Consider the following 21,556-nt stretch of genomic DNA (forward strand, 5'->3'; position numbering starts at 1 on the left):
TTACCATATTAAGCTGTTGAATCTTTCCTGAAACGACTCCAAACAAAGCCAATCAGTCCCCCTGCGATGGCAGGTATTATCCATCCTAAACCAACAGTGTAAAGTGGAAGGACAGACGTGAATAACTTGTCTACTGATTCTATATGGATTCCTGCTGCTTTCAATCCGTCTACTAACGCAATGACAAAGGTAAACAAAATACTGATTTGATAAACCTCTTTTCTTCCTTTGTACAGCGGGTGTAATAAAGTTAATACCAATAAACACATTGCTAAAGGATACAACATCGATAACACAGGCACTGAAAATTCAATAATCGTTGTTAAGCCGAAGTTCGAGATGACAGCACTGACGACGGTAAAAATAACAGCCCATAATTTATACGACAATTTTGGGATGATTTTATGGAAATAAGATGCACAGGATGTGATCAACCCGATACTTGTTGTTAAACAAGCTCCTATTACAATAAACCCGAGAATGATTTTACCAAATGACCCAAAATAAAACTCCGATGAAGCGGCTAAAATGGTACCACCATTATCCACGTAGCCAATTTCATTGACACTTATTGCACCTACATAGGCAAGTGATGAATAGACGATAGCTAGCAATACTGCTGCTATTAGTGCTGCTTTCATTGTAGACATCATCATCTGTTTTTTTGAATGATAACCAAGATCTTTGACGGCGTTAATAATAATAATTCCGAACACAAACGCTGCCAGCATATCCATGGTTAAATAACCTTCCTGAAATCCTTTAAAGAAACTGTTGACTGTATAGGCTTCCGTAGGTTCCTGGATTCCTCCGATAGGATTAATGAATGCTGCAATGATTAATAACGCAATTACAATTAATAGTAAAGGGGTCAGCACTTTTCCGATAATATCGACAATTTTACTTGACTGTAAGGCCAAAAATAACGATAAACCAAAGAAAACAACTGTAAAAATCAATAACACTATGTCATTGGATTGATTTGCAAAAAAAGGTGATACCCCTATTTCATATGCCACTGTATTCGTTCTAGGTAAAGCAAATAACGGTCCAATTGTTAAATAAAGAGCGACCGTAAAAATAATGCCATAGAGAGGATGCACTTGACTTGCTAACGTTTGGAGATCGTTTTTTCCTGAAATCGCTAGAGCCAGTACTCCTAATACTGGTAAACCAACTCCTGTAATGATAAATCCTAAGTTCGCTGTGAAAAGATGGTCACCAGCGGCTTGTCCTATTTGTGCTGGAAAAATCAGATTTCCCGCACCAAAAAACAGCGCAAATAACATAAAGCCTACTGTTATGATCCCCATTGAATTTCGTGATGACATACTAAACCTCCGTATTCTCCAAAATCGACATTCTTCGTCAAAATATTAACAGAATATCATGGAATAATCTGAAAAGCAATTATTTTCACAAATATTCTTATGGTAAATCTAAACAACGTACGAACCAACTTATCACGGCGCTAACCGACCGTAATACTTCCTGTGATGGAAGTCCTATTTTTAAACCTTAAGATAGATCTTTTCGATACAAAAATGTAAGGGTTTTATTCGTTGATATAAAAAAATGTAATCTAATCATTGTTAGAATGAAAGTAATAGTAGGAGGTGAAAGAGCCCTTTGTAAAAACTAAAAAGCGTGACACCAACTAGACCATCATTTCTATTATCCACAGAACACTTCAAGCAAAGAAACCCGCATCTTAAGTTGTTTTCATTCTTATAAAAGAGGAGGATACGTTTAAGTGAAGAAATTATTACTATCATTTTTAGTATTGCTTATTACCTTTACAACAATACCTGTTAGTCCATTGATCGTCTCCGGTGCAGCATCTTCAAATGCGCCAACAGGACTCGCGGCAAATGCGGGCGATGGGCAAGTATCATTGAGCTGGAATCGTTCTGTTGGCAGCGGCAAATCATTACTATACATAGGTAATGACGTTCCAGCGGATCACAAAACGATTGCCCATTTAGAAACACTGGGATTTAACAACATTGAACTGGTACGAGCGGAAGAAGCGGTAACAGAAGATGCCGAGGGGCATGACATCGTCTTTGTCGGTGAATCCGGCGGTTCTGCAGATATTGGCCAAAAGTTCATGAACGTAGAGATTCCTGTTATCTATGCGAAAGGATGGGTCGTAGATAATGTGCATTTAAGCAGTGCAGCATCTGGTGATTCTGGGGATATTGACGGCCAAACCTCCATTTCTATTCAAAACAGCGATCATCCCTTGGCGGCAGGACTTACAGACGCTGTAGAAGTTTATAACCAGGCAGGGAAAGTCAATTTTGGTACGCCAGGTGAAGATGCAGACGTGATTGCAACCGTAGCTGGAGATCAGGAAAAAGCTACTATTTTTGCGTACGAAAAAGGGGACAAACGTGTCAATGGCGACACCATTCCAGCTCGTCGTGTTTCCACTTTTTTATTTAAAGACCAAGAGGACTACATGACAGAAGCAGGCTGGAAGCTATTTGATGCATCTGTTGAATGGGCACTTGATACAGATGAATCAGCCAAAACCTTTACATTAAAACGAAGTGAAACAGCAGGGGGACCGTATGAGACGGTTGCATCTGGACTAGACACTACTTCTTATACGGATAGTGAGGTGGAAAACGGCACTACCTATTATTATGTTCTTTCACTCATATCTGATGAAGGTGAAAGTGATATAACAGAAGAAATCCACGCGACACCGGTAGAAGCATTAGCAGCTCCAACGGGCTTACAAGCTGCAGCAGGTAATGGTGAAGTCACGCTTAATTGGGAGGCTGTTGAAGCTGCAACTTCCTATGATGTGCTGCGAAGTGCAGTGGATCAGCCAGATGCGTATGAATTAATAGCAAACAATCTGTCAGAGACTACTTATACCGATACAGATCTTACAAACGGAGAAACGTATTTCTATGTTGTTACGGCAGGGAATGATGTCGCAACCAGTGTTCATTCACAATCCGTTTCAGTTACACCGGTCAATACAAGTCCGGTCATCGAGCTGGATGAACTGCCTTCTTCTATAAATGAAAAAATGTATACGATTACAGGAAAAGTTGATCAACCGAGCACGGTTTCGATTAATGGGGAGCAAGTAGAAGTAACTGATCTTACTTTTAACCACATAATTGAGCTTGCCGAAGGGGAAAACAGCATTACCATCGAAGCTGTAAATGAAGATGGGGAAGCGGCAGAACCAGTGGAACTAACCGTCACCTATGAAGAAGAGCCACCAATCGTAACAGTAGATGATGCAGTAGGAGAGGACAAAGGGGATTACTACCAAACTGTTTATAATCCCTATCCGGTTTCAGGTACGATGAATGAAGCAGGTACGGTGTTGATTAATGGGAAGGAAGTTGAAGTAAAAGAAGACCTTTCATTCGAGACGAAATTGGAGCTTACTAATGGAGAAAAAAATACGATTACGATTGTAGGTATTGATCAAGCCGGGAATAAATCAAAACAAATTCAGTTAACGGTATTACCGGATCCAGAAACCGTGGCGCCAGGTCCAATTAAAATTATAAGCGCAGAAGTACTTGATCGCCATGCCGTCAAAGTGACCTTTAATGGTAAGGTCGCCAATTTCGATCCAAATGACCTTGAATTACTGGAGGCGACAGGGAAATGGGAGAGCTTAAATCCTGATCTTGAGGCGAATTTCACCATAACCGGTACTACGGTTGAAGAGAACGAAGCTGGTCAAACAGTAGTGATTTACGAGACTGAAGAAGCTTTTGGATTGGATGGAGCACTTGAAAGAGAAGTGAGTGAAGATCCTCATCATGTGCCGTATTTAAAGGCAGATTATTATTCCGATAATCTGGAAGAATCGATTACGCAGGCAGATAACCTGTTAACATGGCAGATTGAGCACGGGGGATGGGATAAAAATAAATCAGACACGTTATTCACCCGGCCATGGGATGGTGAAGAACCACGATCTGAATCGTATTCGTTTAGTGCAGACATGGAAACAGGAACGATTGATAACAATGCGACCATTGATGAAATTTTGTTCCTGGCCTTGATGTACAAAGAAACAGGTTATGAAAGGTATAAAGAATCGGTTTTAAAAGGGATTGAATTCTTGCAAAATTTACAGTATGAAACAGGTGGTTTTGCACAGGCCTATCCATTAAACGGAAGCTATCAGGATAATGTGACATTTAATGATAATGCGATGATTCGCACATTAAACGCGATGACGTTAATGGCAGAGAAACAATACCCATTTAATTCAGATATTATCAGTGCTGATTTAGCGACAGAAATCCAGGCATCTGTAAATTTGGCGACAGATTATCTAGTGAACGCACAAATCAAAGTAGATGGAGAGCTGACGGCATGGGGCCAACAGCATGACCCTTTTACTTACGAGCCGGTAACAGGCAGAGCCTTCGAAATTCCATCGATATCGGGCTTTGAGTCTGTCAGTATTGTGCAATATTTAATGGCATTACCAGATCAAACGCCAGCGGTGCAGACAGCTGTTGAAGGCGCGTTGAACTGGTTTGATGAAGTAGAGGTAGAGGGCTATCGATTTGAACGGTTTGATGAGAATGAACAATATTATTACGAGGACCCTTCCAGCTCTTACTGGTATCGACTCTATGAAATTGGGACGAATAAACCATTATTTACGCAGCGCAGTAACGAACTGGTTACCCACGATATTATGGATCTGGACAAAGATAACAGATCAAGCTACATGTGGGCTGGTGATTTTGCCGCGGACTTATTGCAAGTGGCTAATACTACAGGTTACTTCGAAAATCGTGCCTATGTAAAAGTAGTAGGCGAGAATTCTACGAATATAGCGGGAGAAACATTAGAACTGGATGCGTTACATCGAATTGAAGGACAGTCGGAGTCGGTAGATCCAGATCCGGATCCGGATGATGGTGACGATGAAAATGAAAATACCAATGGAGAAGACAATGGAAATACGACTGACACAGATGAGAATGAAGAAGGAAATGACAACAATTCAGATAAGACCGATAACGAAGAAACAAATGAAAACAACGAAGAAGAGGAAAACATCGCAAACATGGAAGAATCAGAAGGGCAGTCTCTCCCTGATACAGCTACCAATATGTATAACTGGTTAATGTTTGGCGGCGTTATTTTACTAGCTGGGGTCGGTATTTTCATCTATCAATGGAAAAGAACAAAATCCGTTAAGAATGAGTAAATCAATCAGAAAAAGTCAGTATCGTACTGACTTTTTCTGAATAACCTTAGTTTGTTTGTTAGATGAACTTATTAGACGAGATGGCCAAGCCTTCCATATAAGTTTTGGTCACAAAAAGGAGGATTACCGAATGAAAAAAGGATTAATCATCTTACTTATCCTTTTACTTGTATTTCCATCGATGCCAGTGCAAACAACTGCCGAGAGTACAAAAGCCGAGAAGAGTGAAGAACAATTGACACCAGCTTTTCCAGGAGCTGAAGGCGGTGGGAAATATACGACTGGTGGACGTGGCGGAGATGTGTATTATGTCACGAATTTAAATGATTCCGGACCAGGTTCATTACGTGAAGGTGTTTCGCGAGATAATACCACGATTATCTTTCAAGTCGGTGGAACCATCGATTTGGAGTCCACGTTAAAGCTGACTGGGGAAAATCTAACGATCGCAGGACAGACTGCTCCAGGAGAAGGGATTAGTTTAGTGGGCCATAACGTAACAATCGAAGCAGACAATATTATTATTCGTTATTTGAGATTTCGCCTTGGTGATAAGAATCTTGCTGAAGCAGATGCTTTAAGTGGCCGTTATCATGAGAATATCATCATTGATCACAGTTCTTTCAGCTGGTCGGTGGATGAAGTACTTTCTCTGTATGCAAATCTGCATACGACTGTACAATACTCGATTATTTCGGAAAGTATGTTAATGACAGCACACCATAAGGGTCGCCATGGCTATGGTGGGATTCAGGGCGGCTATAATGCGTCCTTTCATCACAACCTTTTTGCGCATAATTTTAGTCGTAACCCACGCTTTCCAGGTACAGAGCCAGCATTACCGGATGGTCTGGTAGATCATGTCGATTTTCAAAATAATGTGATTTATAACTGGGGATTATTCTCTTCCTATGGCGGTGAGAATGGACAAAATAATATTACGGATAACTATTACAAACCAGGTGTTAATACGTATGACAGCTCACGACAATTAATATTCGCTGATATGGATCCGCACAGTAATTGGTACTTGAACGGGAATTATATGGATGGGTCTTCTGAAGTAACAGCGGATAACTGGAAAGGGGTCCGATCATATACGGATGTCAATGTTTCCGATTCGCCAAAAGAAATGGAAAACCCATTGCCAGACCAAAGTGCCACGGACGCTTACCAGGATGTGTTAGCAAATAGTGGCGCGACATTGCCACGTCGTGATGCGATCGATGCAAGGATCGTTAATGAAGTCGAGAACGGAACAGGTCATTTTATTAATTCACAGAATGAAGTCGGTGGTTATCCCGATTTTGCCGAAGTGGAATCAGATATAGCAGATGAGGATCAAGATGGTATGCCAGATCAATGGGAGGAAGAGCATAGTCTGGATGCAACAGATCCGGCCGATCGAAATGATGATACAGATGGAGATGGCTATACGAATCTCGAAGACTATTTAAATAGCATTGCAGCAAACGGGTCAGCGAATCCAACTGTATCGATTCAGTCACCGACAATGAATACCATCCATGAAACAGGATCAGATATTACAATAGAAGCGAATGCATCTGACAGTGATGGTGCGGTGGAAACGGTCGTCTTCTATCAAGGAAGTGAGAAGCTTGGTGAAGATAGTACTGCACCGTATACGTATCAGTGGAGTGACCTGCCTGAAGGGACTCACCATCTTACTGCAAAAGCGATCGATGACACCGGCACGTCAACAGACTCTAGTAATGTTGTCATTCATGTCAATACCAACGAAGATATATCGCCATGGGCAAGCACGGATATTGGTAATCCGGGAATTGCTGGTCATACGGAAATCGAAGACGAAGAAATCATCGTTAAATCGAGTGGCGATGTGGCAGGATCAGCAGATCATTTCCACTATGCCTATCAGGAGTTGACTGGAAATGGTGAGATAGTTGCCAAAGTAGAAGAAATAACCGGTACAGACAATGAAGCAGAAGCTGGTGTAATGATAAGAGAGGACTTAACGGAATCCTCACCTATGCTAACAACAGCAATATCGTATGTGAAAGGTGGAAAAGCTGCAAAAACATTAACCCGTTTCGAAAATGGTGCAGATCTAAATGCCATAACAAGTGATATTGCAGTAGATACACCATATTGGGTGAAAATTACTCGGATCGGTGATCAGTTCACAAGTTCGATATCGGCTGATGGTGAATCATGGACAAAGCTGGGTACAGAAACATTGGCAGTAGACGATACAGTCTATTTTGGTTTAATGGCAGATGCAGCCAAGCCGGATGACCATTTTGAGAAGTTGAACAGATCCCGTTTCTCTCATGTGTCACTGCAACAATTATCAAGTGCCATTCCTGATACACCAAAAAACATTGAAGCAAATGCCGGTGATAAACAAGTGATGTTGAGCTGGGATCAAGTTGATGGTGCTGCTCAATACAAGGTGAAACAATCGACAGTTCCGGGAGGTCCTTATCAAACAGTTACGGAAACCGAAGATACTAATTACACGGTGTCAGATCTCACGGCAGGCAAAGAATATTACTTTGTGATCAGTGCGAGTAATGAGGACGGCGAGAGTTTCCCTTCTCAAGAAGTAAGTGCTGTTCCAACAGGAGATCTTGAGACCATATATTATTTAGATGATGATTTTGAAGAACAAACAATAAATCAGGCACCGGCAGATTATACCGTTGGACCGGATCCGCAAGTCGATATTAACCGAACAATTGTAGCAGAGGTGCCAGAAGATTCGACAGGAAACAGCTCAGCAAAAGCAATGAAACTCCATGATGAAGGTGGAACAAACGTAACCTTTGCCAAAAAATTTGCGCCACAAAAAGGTACAGTTGTTGTGGAGATGGACTTTATGCAGCCGAGTATGGCAGGTACTTCCCGATTCTTCAGCTTGCAAAATGAAGACGGAGATAAAACGGCTGTTTCACTGGAATTACGCAAGCCGGCAGGAGAAGAGGAATATACCTTTGTTTATTCAAAAAGTGGTGCTTATACGAAATTGACGGATCGCCCGGAAGATAACGAGTGGTACCATTTTAAAATAGTTGCAAATGCAGTAACGTCGACAGCTGATATTTATATTAATGATCAACTGGTGGCAGAGGATATTGCCTTTTCCGATGATTTATCTGAAGAAGGAATTGCCCGGATTGCATCGGCAACGCCTGGTAGTGGTGGCGGACACATTTATTTTGATAATATCCAGGTTTTTGTTGAACCAGTAGAGGCGCCGGAAGGATTGGACGCCATTGTAGGTGATACGAAAGTGCAACTCAATTGGCAGGTAACCGATGGGGCTACTTCCTATAATGTCAAACGAAGTGAAACAAGTGGTGGAGAGTACACGACGATAGCAGAAGACATTACTGATACTTCATTTACAGATTCTGAGCTGATTAATGGAAAATCGTATTATTACGTGATTGCAAGTAATAGTGAGAATGGGGAGAGTGCTAATTCGGAGGAAATAGAAGTGACACCAACGGCGAATCCAGAAGTACCCCCTGCACCAGAAAGTGTTACAGTACAGCCAAGGAATACCCAGGTAAATATTAGCTGGGAAGCGGTAGAACATGCCACCTCTTATGTAATTAAACGTGCAACGAATCAGGCTGGTCCGTATGATACCGTAGCAGAGGATTATACCAAAACCTCCTACACGAATAGTGGATTAACGAATGGTACGACCTACTATTATGTGATTGCTGCGAAACATGTGGGAGGAGAAAGCTTGAATTCTGAACAGCAGGAAGTAACCCCTGTTGCGGCGCTTACAACGCCTGCTGAGCTAAAAGCGGAAGCTGGCAATGAAGAGATAACACTTAACTGGGAGGAAGTGGAAGGTGCTTCAGAATATGAGGTACAGCGTGCGGAAGACAATGATGGTCCTTTTGAGAAGGTTACGAATGTGACTGAGCCATCCTATACGGATCAAGATCTTCTGAATGGTAAACCGTATTTCTATAGGGTTACAGCTAAAAATGATGACACCGTAAGCTTAATGAGTGAAGTGGTGGTCAACAAACCTAAAGCAGATGATGGAACACCATCTGCGCCTGTCGGAATTGAAATAAGTAATCCGGATGATGGCAAACTTCAATTATCATGGCAAGCTGTAGAGAGCGCAGATGGATATGTGGTAAAACGCCGAACGACTACCGACGAACCGTTTGAAACAATAGCAGAAGATGTCACCGATCCTGTTTTTGTCGATGAAGATCTTTCTGCAGGTACCGATTATTACTATCTTGTGCATGCTGTCAATGATCAAGGGCAAGGCTACTCATCCGAACAAATTAAAGGTACCGCAGCCGAAGTAATAACAGTGGCGAAGGATGGATCTGGGGACTATGAAACCGTGCAAGCTGCAATTGATGCGGTTCCAGATAATAATGAAACAAGAACTGTTATCAATGTAAAGAGTGGCGAGTATCGTGAGAAAATTGTTATTTCCAGAGAGAAATCAAAAATTAGTCTAATCGGTAAAGGAGAACAACCAGAAGATACAGTGTTAATATATGATGACAATGCCAAAACAATTGGCCCGGATGGAAATGAAATTGGAACTTCTGACAGCTACAGTATGCTTGCACAAGGTGATGATTTTGTCGCTGAAAACGTAACAATTGAAAATGATTCAGGTAACGACACGTCACAAGCGCTTGCTCTATCAGCGAGAGGAGATCGTCAGGTGTATCGGAATGTGAGATTGATTGGTTGGCAGGATACACTTTTAGCGACAGATGATGTAAGACAATATTATGTAGACAGTTATATTTCCGGAGATGTTGACTTTATCTTCGGCGATGCGACTGCTGTTTTTGATCGATCTGTGATTCATAGCAGAGACTCTGGTTATGTGACAGCCGCATCAACACAGGAAGGCAAAACCGGCTACGTTTTCTATAATAGTAAACTAACCGCAGCAGAAGGACTGGAGGATGCAGTAGAGCTTGGCAGACCGTGGCGCCCTTTTTCCAACGTTGTCTATATCAATACGTGGATGGATAATCATATAAAACCGAACGGCTGGAACAATTGGGGAGATCCGGCAAACGAAGAGACTGCGAGATATTCGGAATTTGCCAGCAGTGGGCCAGGAGGAGATCCCGAACCGCGATATTCATGGTCTAAACAGCTAACGGCAGAGGAGGCAGCTGCCTATACTCCGGAAAAAGTGCTGGCAGGTGAGGATGATTGGAATCCGGTAGAACATAAGACCCTTTTCAATAGTAATGCAGGATTAGCTGGTATTTCGATTGACGAGGAAGCATTGTCAGCATTTGACCCGACGCAGCTGGAATATGAGGTGACAGTAGCGGAAGGAACAACAGATATTCCGAATGTGACAGCTGATGCAGCAAGTGAACAAAGCAGCGTCAGCGTTAAGGAAGCGGCGGATATGTCAGAGCAAACCTTGATTGAAGTAGTAGCCGAGGATGGTATTACGCAAACCTATTCATTATCATTCGTTACTGCTGAGGAAGAGGATGCAGATGATTCCACGGATGAAAATACAGATGAATCCAATGATGAAGAGGAAAATGGATCTGATGCTACTACTAATACCGACAATGAAGAAGAGTCATCTCCAGATGAAGAAGATGTAACTACCAGCACTGATTCTGATCAGAACGAAGCAGATGGCGAGTTGCCAAATACATTTAATGGCTTTTATAACTTTTTGTTAACAGGGTTGCTACTTCTGATTGCTGGAAGTGTTCTAGTGACTACTAGAAAAAGGAAGTGAAGAAGTATCTGCACAAATAGCAATGTTCGACCGGACAAAGAGAGTTCGAAAGGTAGAGGAATTGTCCGATAGAAGCGCTCAACCGGACAAAGAGAGTTTGAAAGGTAGAGGAATTGTCCGATAGAAGCACTCAACCGCCGACAATACGTGCATAAAAAGAGTGAAGTATTTTTTGAGATAAGGCAACCTTAGAATCTAACCGTTTTGTTGAAAAATAAGAAAGCTGCTAAACAGTCTTCTTTACTAAGTAAGAAACTGGCCGAACACAACACGGGATGAATCACCGTGTTGTGTTCGGCCATTATGATAAAAAACAACCACCTTTTTTCATTGTTTCATTATTTTGCAGTTCGCACCCTTATCACATGCTTCCTGGCAAAGAGAATAATCAGCAATGCTACGATCAATTCTGCAAATGGTAATGCCAACCAGACACCAGCAACACCGATTATCTTCGGCAGAATCCATAACAGAAGTATCAGAATAACAAAGCCTCTCAATAGCGCAATGGTCATTGATGATTTAATTTGACCAATTGATTGAAAGTAGGTCATATAGACAAAATTGAAACCAATAAAAAGATAGCCTATGAAAAACAATCTGATTCCCTGAACAGCCAATGTGCGTACTTCTTCTGACTCCAGTCCGAAGAAAGAGACGAGTACCGGTGCAGCAAACAAACCGATAACAAGAAGAACGCCTCCTAAAGTAAAAGCTGCTTTTTCACCAAGTTTCAAACTTTCCTCTATACGATTCTTTTCATTTGCTCCATAGTAGTAACTGATCATTGGCTGTAGTGCTAACTCAATGCCGAAAAATGACAAGAACATAAAACCGTGTAAATAGTTAATGACAGAAAATGCCGCTACACCTGTCGTGCCTAATAAATGGACGATCGCCAAATTATAACCTGCTACAAATACCATCGTACCTGCTTCGGCGAGAAAACTAGGAAATCCAACTGTGAAAATGCGACCAAGCAAGCGCCATGACCACCATTGGAAAGTTATTTTCCGCAAGGTGGTAGCTTTAAGGAAGTGAAGGCAGAGAACGAGTAAACCAACGACGCTGGCTAAGACGGTAGCTAGCGCAGCACCAAACACCGCTAAATCTAATACAAATATCATCACGTAATTCAGCAAGATATTTACTACGGCAGTAACACCAAGTGCAATCATTGATAATTTTGGACTGCCATCATTTCGAACAAAGATACTAATCAGCTCCTGTATAGCGATCAGCCAACCGAATAGAAACAGAATAGTTAAATAGTCCGTTGTGTAAGATAAAGTATCATGATTAGCTCCGAGTAGAAGCGCAATTTTTTCAACATTCAAGTATCCAATTAGACCAATAAAAAATAGCAGCACCAATGTACTGATTACTGCAAGTGAAAAAATACTGCTTGCTTTATCCTTTGCTTCGCTGCCGATGTTGATCGAGTACATGGTACCAGCACCGACACCGATCCAAAGGGCGATAGAAAATAATAGCGAGAAGACCGGCATTGCCAGGTTTACCCCTGCAATTCCCTCTGGGCCGACCCCGTTACCAACGAATATTCCGTCGATTAATATATTGGCTGACATCAGCATCATACCTAATATGGACGGAAAGAAATATGCGAAAAAAACCTTTTTCACAGGTTGATTTTTTAAATGAGCGTGTGTAGTGTGCATGAAGCATACCTCCTGATTTTTCGTCACAAGAGGTAGTATAAAGCTTCAAGTAACTTGAAGGTCAAGAAGATTTAGTTATTGGGATTTGTATCCAAGTAACATATGATTGTTCATCCTGGATGATCGATTCATCTAGCATAATGATTTCGAGAGGATCACCCGTAATGTGGTAGTCACCTTTCTCCAGTTCTGCTAACACGTATAAATAAGTGGATTTAATGGTTTCATACGGTCCACAATGAGGATAGCAGGCATATGTACCTTCATTCAGTTTGGATAGTTTTATCCGGTGTCCATACTTATCATCAGGAAGCACTTCAAATACTGCGCGATATTTAACTTCTCTGTCCTGATAAAGACTTTGTAAGTCAACAATGTTACCAAAATCGCCGGTAAAATAGCCTTCATATCCGATACCAGATGTAGAAATCTCTTCTAAGTCTCTTACATACAGTGAATTGAAATCTTCTTGTAAATTGATTGGTGAATCATTATAGATAAATGAGATCGTTCTTGCCGGGAACCACTTAAATTCTAAAACAGGATTAGCAGCCAGAGAAAGTCCGGTATCAATGGTAGAAATCTTATGGTTGATTTTTGCGGATACCTGATTTAACCGCTCCATCTCCTTCTTGACTTCATCCAGTTTATTTTCTAATAATTTTTTAATGCTTTCCGGTTTTCTATGCTCCAGATGCTGTTTTATATCTTTGATAGAAAAACCTTGATTTTTTAAAAAGATGATGGTGTCTAATACGATAAATTGATCAACGGTGTAATAGCGGTACATACTGTCGGGGTCTTTGTGTTTTGGTTGAAAAATACCGATCTCATCATAATACCGAAGAGTAGAAGTGGGGATCTGAAATAACTTCGCAAGTTCACCAATAAGGAATTGATTTTTCATTTTTTACCTCCATAGACTGCAATTGACCTAGATTGAAGTATTTAATTAGTATAACATACAGAGTTCACGACATTGTAAAATGAAAATGCGAAATGGATATAGTAAAATAGCTTACTTTTCCGTATAATGAATCAAGTGTAAACAGAACACAGCAAACCCTATAATCCAATGCAATCTGAAGGAGTGATAACAGGTTGAAACAACAAGACAAGGGGTTTTATCAAGAATGCCTGAAAGGGCTAAAAGACAACACTGAAGGAGAGACATGGAACATGATTACAATAGATGGTGTAGTAGGGGTTGGAAAAAGTACCTTAATGGACATCGTTGTTAATGAATTTGGCTATACGCCATTTGAAGAACCGGTAGTAAACAATCCCATTCTGGACAAGTTTTATTATGATCGCGAGCGTTACAGCTTCCCGCTGCAAGTATTCTTTTTGAATGAACGATTCCGTCATATAAAAAATGCAAGCCAATTAAATAAAGCAGTACTGGATCGCAGCATTTATGGTGATGTGATTTTTGCCAAGATGTTGAAAGATTCTGGCGATATGTCAGAGGAAGAGTTTAACATATATAAAGATTTGTTTGGGAATATGATCGAACACTGTCAGCCACCTGCCTTAATGATTTATCTGGAGGCTTCGACAGATGAAGCTGTTCGTCGAATCACAAAGCGTGGTAGACAATATGAACTGGATACAGAAATTGCATATTGGGAGCGGCTGAATAAAGAATATCGTCATTATTTTGATGAGTATAATATCTCTTCGGTTCTTAAGATAAATGTTGATGATCTGGATTTTGAAAATAACTTGGACGATCGGGAAACTGTCGTAGAATTAATCCGACAAGAGCTAGTAAAGTTGGAATTAGTAGACACATCGAACTAATAACATAAATCCTATCCAGCGAAACCATTGTCTATCTATTGGCAATGGTTTTTATCTGAATAAAAGTATAAATGGGTGCCTATTACGGATCATGTAAAGTAGCTGAGTTCCTATAATATGGATTATGTAAACTAGCCATCGCTAGCCAAGCATCCATATTGAGATATTTAATGTGCTAGGATACCGCTCCGGCCAACCACTCCGCGTCCTGCGGGGCACGGCTGAAGCTAACTTTGTGAAGAAGATCGTTTCACAAAGTGGATCTTCAGCGCCTGCATAATCCCGCGGGAGTCTCCGTGGTTGGCCTACGCTAGGATGTGGACTCTACAACTTTTGTAAGAGATAGCATATTGATCACTGTATATATAACAGCAATTGAATGAATAACATAATGCCTAGATCCACTGCTTTTAGCTGTTTCATATGATGTAGTACTTCCTTAAAGCGTAGGAAATAGGCGGAGACTCCCGTGGAATCAGCGCGAGCTGAAGATCCACTTATTTGTGCCTGTGTCTGCAAGTAACGCTTCGAAGTAAGCTTCCTCGGCACAAGGCAGCACAGATGTTATTCAAGTAGTAGCCTAGCTTAAGCCGTGCCCACAGGACGCGGAGCCTATTTCCGGAGCTTTGCTAAGCAGATAAAATATATCAAAATGGCCATTCAGATATACAGTCGTAGTTGACATAATTCGCTCATTTTTTTAAAGAAGAGCTTGGCATCTCTCCATACTCATGGCTTCAATTATATCGATTGTTTAAAAGCCAATCATCCCTGATATTGACTGATCATACGATTTTAACCATTGCGTTGAGTCATGGATTTCAGAATGTATCCGCCTATAATCAATTATTTAAAAAGATTTATCGTAAAACGCCGACGGAATTTCGCAGAATCCATCGTCACTAATAAGCCGATTACGCTTGAGCAAACAATAAACATGCCGCTCCACAGCATTAATGTTCGTATGGATAAAAAGGAAACAAGAAAACCATAAACTGCTAAAGAAACAGTGTTTGATAAATATAATAACACGGCATTAGTGCTAAAGGCCCTTCCCATTTTATCATCGGGTACTAGTGTCTGAAGCAAGTGAATACGAGTCAATCCAGCTATTGGTAAACCGATCCCTACGATAGCACTGCCAATAAAAAAATGATTAATCTCAAATACAAAACCATAGTATGTAATCCCGATTCCCCAGATGATCGACCCAAATAGATAGAGCAGCAATGACATTCTTTTCAGAAAAAAAGGTAGAAGGATATTGGTAACAATGACAACTCCACCAAACACGCCTTGAAGCATACTGTATAATGCTTCACTGTCCTTGCTTAGCTGACTCAACGCAAGTAACATCCCTACTTCCCATACCCATGTGTTAAAGAATACAGTAATAAACGTACATAGGAACAGCCGTCTTATCGTAAGGTGTGATGCTGCCCAATGAGTAAATTCACCTATCGAACGAAACAAATTATTAACTGATTTGTTCATGACAACCGAGGCTTGATCATTTATCGTAATTCTGGAAATGCACCAAGCACTTACTGCATAAGTAATCGTATCAATAGTGAAGAAATGAATCGCTCCATAGTGATTCAATACCCACACAGACAAAAAGGGACTTAAGACCTTTACTCCTCTGGACAGACTGTCATTGATGCTGTTTACGGCAGTTCTGTAATCCTCGGGTGTAATAGCAGGCAGGACCGACCTGTGTGCGGGATTGAAGAAACACCCAATACTCTGAATGAGAAAGCTGACGATCAGCAGGTAATAGAAGGACAGCAGATCCAAATAGTAGAAGCATACAACTGAAAAGACCAATGGAATCCGTACTATATCAAGTATGATTAATAATTTCCTCTTATCAGCCCAATCTGCCACAACACCTCCAATTAAACCGAATAGTAAATAGGGCATGGTTTCGGCAATCGCCATAACGGTTGTTAGCGCATTTGATTTCGTTACATCATATGCCAAAAATAAAAAAGCCATACCTGATAAAACGTCCCCAAGCTTTGAAATACCGCCACCGAGAAGATAGTAACGTGTATGTTTATTTCTCCAAACTTTTCTAAACATGTAAATCACCCCACAGACAACTATAGAGGGAACTGTCAAGACTTTCTTCCTGAATATTGTTACGAATCAGCGCAATATGTTACACAAACTAGTACATCTGATCGTTGTCTCGCTATCATAATTCCGATTGAGCTCAACTTTAAGTCATTATTGTAGTAGTTATTTATCAGGATCCAATGCGTGAAAGTAGCAATAAACCCATTTTATGTAAATTAATTAGTTAATTTATTTCAAATAATGGAAAAAGGGTTGCGCTTATCATTGAGAATGGTTATCATTTGTAACAGGCGTTGTCGATAATGATAATCGTTATCAATCATGCATGTGATTTTTAGAAAGGAGGATGACATGCAATTACAAGATATAGTTGGCAAGACAGTGATGGTTACAGGTGCTGCAGGTGGGATTGGACGGGTTGTTGTTGATTCGTTTGTCCAACAAGGCGCACATGTAGCTGCGGTTGATTGTCAGCATACAGTTATGGATAGATTTGAACAAAACAAGCAAGTCACGCCATTTTGCATAGATATTTCAGACATTGATGCTGTGGAGGATGTAGTAGACACCATTGAAAACAAGATAGGTGCAATTGATATTCTTGCAAATGTAGCAGGTGTACTTCATTTAGCGGAAGTGGATGCACTGGCACAGGAGGAATGGGAGCAAACATTTGAGGTTAATGCAACCTCGCTATTCCTTGTCACAAAAGCTGTCAGTCGACGAATGAAACAAAGAAAGCAAGGATCAATTGTAGTAGTAAGCTCTAATGCAGCACGCATGCCTAGAATGTCAATGGCAGCCTATGCAGCCTCGAAAGCCGCTGCCACCATGTATACGAAATGCTTAGGGCTCGAGCTTGCCAAGTACAATATTCGTTGCAATGTCGTATCACCAGGCTCTACCGAAACAAATATGCTAAGGCAATTGTGGACCGACGAAAATGGAAGAGAACAATCGATTAAAGGTACGCAGGAGGCATATCGTCTCGGTATCCCCCTTCAGAAATTGGGACAAGCGCAAGACATTGCCGATACGATTCTCTTCTTAGCGTCAGAAAGATCAGGACATATGACGATGGAGGATATTTGTGTTGATGGTGGTGCAACGCTTGGCGTTTAGCAGGAAAAATCAAAAGGAGGTCATCAGCTAATGCTGCTTACCGATGTATTAAAGCAAACGGGTAATGAGTTAATGAAGCAATACGAAGTGGGAGATTATTTTCTTGCTTCACCAAATCAAACGTTAAAAGGCAGTGGCGTATTTGCTGCTGTTGATTGGACTCCAGGACAAGCTAAGTATCCAACGTTAGCCGAGTCGGTTCAAGCTACCATTTCAGAGGCAAAAGAGGCAGGTCACGCTCACCCGATCGTAATAGGTGCCGTACCTTTTGACAAAAAGAACGCTGCCCATCTGGTTGTCCCAAAAGAAGTAGACATAGCAGGACCAATTGAATCAGGAGAGGCGCAAGACCATAACGATTTTCACGCCTCATATACACTAGAGCCTGTGCCAAAACCGGAAGATTACGAACGAGGTGTCAATGATGGACTAGATCGGATTCAGAAAGGTGATATAGAGAAGCTGGTATTATCACGTTCCTTACGAATGACATCAGATCAACCGATTCAAGTTGAATCCATTCTATCAAATCTGGCTCATCATAATACAAGTGGCTATACATTTGCACTTGATTTGCCGAAAGAAAATGATCGGTCTCGGACATTAATTGGTGCCAGCCCGGAGCTGCTTGTTTCTAAATCAGGTTTTATGGTAATGGCCAATCCGTTAGCAGGGTCTCGTCCTCGCAGCAGTGATCCGGTGGAAGATCAACGACGGGCAGACGAACTGATTCAATCTGCTAAGGATCTTCACGAACATGCAGTAGTTGTCCGTGCAGTCAAGGAATCACTGGATCCGTTATGTGAATTGATTCATGTACCAGAGGAACCGTCCTTAATCAAAACGGAAACAATGTGGCACTTATCCACGGAGGTCAAAGGGATTGTCAGAGACGAAAAGACTTCATCATTAGCGTTAGCGACTGCTCTTCATCCGACACCAGCTGTCTGTGGACACCCAACAGAAGCGGCACATGAGGCTATTCGTGATATTGAACCATTTGACCGTCAATACTTTACCGGTATGGTTGGCTGGTGCAATGAACGAGGTGACGGAGAATGGATTGTCACAATCCGTTGTGCCGAAGCAACCGAGCATTCGATGCAGCTGTTCGCAGGAGCGGGCGTTGTTGCTGGCTCGAAAGCAGAGGAAGAATTAGCAGAAACAGGTGCGAAGATGCAAACCATGCTGCGTGCAATGGGAATTCAAGATAACTAGGAGGGATTAGTCGTGGAAGGTTGTCCGACATGGCCAGAAGAACTAGCAACTTATTATCGTGAACAAGGTTGCTGGAAAGGGGAAACATTTGGTGAAATGTTACGAAAACAGGCAGAGCAGTATCCTGACCGTATCGTACTTACCACACATGATGAGCAGGTCAGCTATGCACAGTTGCAGGAGCGGGTCGACCAATTAGCAGTTGGTCTGCAGCAGCTAGGTATTGAGAAAGAAGACCTGGTCGTAGTGCAGCTACCTAATCAGATCGCTTTTTTTGAAGTGATTTTCGCTCTGTTTAATTTAGGAGCATTGCCTGTTTTTGCTTTGCCGACCCATCGCATCAGTGAAATACAGTATTTCTGTGAATTTTCCGAAGCGAAAGCATATATAGTGGCTGACAAACATGCTGGTTACGATTACTTGCCAATGGCAGAACGTGTGAAGGAAGAAGTACCAACACTAGGTAATGTCATTGTTCATGGAGAAACCGATTCGTTTATCCAACTAGCAGATTTATATAAAGATGAACCATTGAATAAGCTGGATGTTCGTCCATCAGACGTTGCATTTCTGCAATTGTCAGGAGGAAGTACGGGACTTTCGAAGCTGATTCCCCGTACACATGACGATTACATGTACAGCTTGATAAAAAGTAATGAGGTTTGCGAAATGACAGAGGACAGTGTCTATCTGGCTGTTTTACCTGTTGCGCATAATTTCCCGTTAAGTTCTCCTGGTGTGCTGGGAACCATCTGTGCAGGTGGTAGAATCGTGCTTTCTGGTGGTTCAAGTCCAGATGAAGCATTTCCGCTCATTGAAAAGGAAAAAGTAACGATTACCGGGATGGTCCCGCCAATTGCGCTGATTTGGCTGGAAGCAATTAAATCTCGCTCGTATGACTTTTCCAGTTTACAAGTGATACAAGTCGGTGGAGCTAAATTTAGTGCGGAGAGTGCAAAACGAATACGTCCTGCATTTGGCTGTCAACTCCAGCAAGTTTTTGGAATGGCAGAAGGACTGGTCAATTACACTCGTCTGGATGATCCGGAAGAAACGATCATTCATACACAAGGCCGGCCGATGTCAGACTATGATGAGGTCCGGATCGTGGATGAAGACGATCAGGAAGTTGCGATCGGTGAAGTAGGTGAACTGCTAACGAGAGGTCCATATACAATCCGTGGCTATTATAAAGCAGAACAGCACAATAAGAAGTCCTTTACAGATGACGGGTTTTATCGAACGGGAGATCTTGTCAGACGCAATGAAGATGGAAGCATCACAGTTGAAGGAAGGGACAAGGATCAAATCAATCGTGGTGGAGAAAAGATTGCAGCTGAAGAAGTAGAAAATCATTTACTTGCACATCCAAGTGTGTATGATGCAGCGATCGTCTCGATGCCTGATCATTTCTTAGGAGAACGTTCATGTGCATTCATCATACCCAAGGGAGAACAGCAAACCACAGCGGTAATCCGTACCTTTTTGGAAAAACGAGGGTTGGCGACATACAAGATTCCTGACCGTGTCGAATGGGTTGAATCGTTCCCGCAAACCGCTCTTGGTAAAGTGAGCAAAAAGAAATTAAGACAACAAATTTCAGATAAAGTGAGACTTTGATCAGTGGGGTTTTTTGACCCCCACTGATCATTAGCGAAAATTAACAGGGTGTTAGCGTCTGTTTACTTCCACTTAGCTTCTTTGTGAACTCGAAGCTTAAGTGGGAGTCTTACCGACGTTTAGCACCGTGATAAATTAGTGAAAGCAAAATAAACGAGAAAGGAAGTGTGGTTAATGGGATTACCGACCATTCCATCTTATCAAATGCCAACAACAGGAGATTTACCAGAAAACCGTGTGACTTGGGAGGTGGATCGTGACCGAGCTGTCCTTCTGATTCATGATATGCAGCAGTACTTCTTGAATGCTTATGACCAGGAGCAATCGCCCATTCCTGAACTAGTTAACAACATCGAGAAGCTGAAAAAACAGTGTAAAGCATTGGGGATTCCGGTGGTTTATACTGCACAGCCTGGGGACCAGGATCCAAAAGATAGAGCGCTATTGACCGACTTTTGGGGAGATGGTCTGACTGATGATGAATCTGTGACTAAAATCATCGACACCATTACACCAGATGAAGAGGACCTTGTATTAACAAAATGGCGTTATAGTGCATTTAAACGCACCAGCTTGCAATCATTTCTGGAAGCAACAGGCCGCGATCAGCTGATCATTACTGGCGTATATGCGCATATTGGCTGTTTAGTAACTGCGACTGAAGCATTCATGGAGGATGTTCAAAGCTTTCTGGTTGCTGATGCAATCGCCGATTTCTCAGTCGAAAAACATCAGATGGCACTAAATTATGTGGCGACACGTTGCGGTGTTACTACTACATTAGAGCAGGTTTTAAATGCAGTACAACCACAAGATGACTTACAATTCGCATCGTTTGAAGGCTTAAGGGAAAGAGTGGCAGAGTTATTGGATCAGTCACCAGATGAGCTGACCGGTCAGGAGAATCTCCTTGATGTCGGACTTGATTCGATCCGGTTGATGAGTGTCAGAGAAGAATTGCGACAAGAAGGAGTCGACGTCGACTTTGTCACATTGGCTGAGAACCCAACATTGAATGATTGGTGGGCCAAAATAACAGAGTACCAGAAGCAAAGTGTCTAA

General features: G+C 41.7%; 12 protein-coding genes. 8 read left to right on the forward strand and 4 right to left on the reverse strand.

Translation table 11 applies throughout. From position 1 onward, the window contains the following. Positions 1 to 8 precede the first annotated feature (8 nt). Positions 9 to 1,331, reverse strand: coding sequence for a branched-chain amino acid transport system II carrier protein (gene brnQ / locus MUN87_RS19505; RefSeq protein WP_244743157.1), 1,323 nt, complete (start codon positions 1,329 to 1,331; stop codon positions 9 to 11). 422 nt (positions 1,332 to 1,753) lie between these two features. Here brnQ and pelA point away from each other — a divergent pair, with 422 nt between their 5' ends. Then, positions 1,754 to 5,212, forward strand: a complete 3,459-nt coding sequence (gene pelA, locus MUN87_RS19510; RefSeq protein WP_244743163.1) for a pectate lyase — start codon at positions 1,754 to 1,756, stop codon at positions 5,210 to 5,212. Positions 5,213 to 5,342: 130 nt separating this feature from the next. Further along, positions 5,343 to 10,970 (forward strand): pectinesterase family protein, encoded by a 5,628-nt coding sequence (locus MUN87_RS19515; RefSeq protein WP_244743166.1) that lies wholly within the window; start codon positions 5,343 to 5,345, stop codon positions 10,968 to 10,970. 338 nt (positions 10,971 to 11,308) lie between these two features. On the opposite strand, the gene MUN87_RS19520 is transcribed toward MUN87_RS19515, so the two are convergent. Both MUN87_RS19520 and MUN87_RS19525 read right to left on the reverse strand, forming a co-directional pair. Next, positions 11,309 to 12,649: an MATE family efflux transporter gene (locus MUN87_RS19520; protein WP_244743170.1), complete on the reverse strand. Its 1,341-nt coding sequence runs from the start codon at positions 12,647 to 12,649 to the stop codon at positions 11,309 to 11,311. Positions 12,650 to 12,710: 61 nt separating this feature from the next. Further along, positions 12,711 to 13,556, reverse strand: a complete 846-nt coding sequence (locus MUN87_RS19525) for a MerR family transcriptional regulator (RefSeq protein WP_244743174.1) — start codon at positions 13,554 to 13,556, stop codon at positions 12,711 to 12,713. Between the two features lie 194 nt (positions 13,557 to 13,750). Here MUN87_RS19525 and MUN87_RS19530 point away from each other — a divergent pair, with 194 nt between their 5' ends. Both MUN87_RS19530 and MUN87_RS22475 read left to right on the forward strand, forming a co-directional pair. After that, a complete protein-coding gene (locus MUN87_RS19530; RefSeq protein WP_244743178.1) occupies positions 13,751 to 14,452 on the forward strand; it encodes a deoxynucleoside kinase in 702 nt (233 codons plus the stop codon). Positions 14,453 to 15,202: 750 nt separating this feature from the next. Beyond that, positions 15,203 to 15,358 carry a helix-turn-helix domain-containing protein gene (locus tag MUN87_RS22475; RefSeq protein WP_369413961.1) on the forward strand — a complete coding sequence of 52 codons (156 nt, stop codon included), beginning with the start codon at positions 15,203 to 15,205 and terminating at the stop codon, positions 15,356 to 15,358. Here MUN87_RS22475 and MUN87_RS19535 read toward each other — a convergent pair. Beyond that, a complete protein-coding gene (locus tag MUN87_RS19535; protein ID WP_244743181.1) occupies positions 15,299 to 16,537 on the reverse strand; it encodes an MFS transporter in 1,239 nt (412 codons plus the stop codon). The genes MUN87_RS22475 and MUN87_RS19535 overlap by 60 nt on opposite strands. Before the next feature lie 348 nt (positions 16,538 to 16,885). Between MUN87_RS19535 and dhbA the strand changes: the two genes are divergently transcribed. The 4 genes from dhbA (at position 16,886) to MUN87_RS19555 (ending at position 21,556) form a co-directional block, all read left to right on the forward strand. Further along, a complete protein-coding gene (gene dhbA / locus MUN87_RS19540; RefSeq protein ID WP_244743184.1) occupies positions 16,886 to 17,656 on the forward strand; it encodes a 2,3-dihydro-2,3-dihydroxybenzoate dehydrogenase in 771 nt (256 codons plus the stop codon). Between the two features lie 30 nt (positions 17,657 to 17,686). Beyond that, positions 17,687 to 18,874: an isochorismate synthase DhbC gene (gene dhbC / locus MUN87_RS19545; protein ID WP_244743187.1), complete on the forward strand. Its 1,188-nt coding sequence runs from the start codon at positions 17,687 to 17,689 to the stop codon at positions 18,872 to 18,874. A gap of 12 nt (positions 18,875 to 18,886) precedes the next feature. Then, positions 18,887 to 20,494, forward strand: a complete 1,608-nt coding sequence (locus MUN87_RS19550) for a (2,3-dihydroxybenzoyl)adenylate synthase (protein WP_244743190.1) — start codon at positions 18,887 to 18,889, stop codon at positions 20,492 to 20,494. Positions 20,495 to 20,668: 174 nt separating this feature from the next. After that, a complete protein-coding gene (locus MUN87_RS19555; protein ID WP_244743193.1) occupies positions 20,669 to 21,556 on the forward strand; it encodes an isochorismatase in 888 nt (295 codons plus the stop codon).

It is taken from the genome of Gracilibacillus salinarum, assembly GCF_022919575.1.
Taxonomy (GTDB): Bacteria; Bacillota; Bacilli; order Bacillales; family Amphibacillaceae; genus Gracilibacillus; species Gracilibacillus salinarum.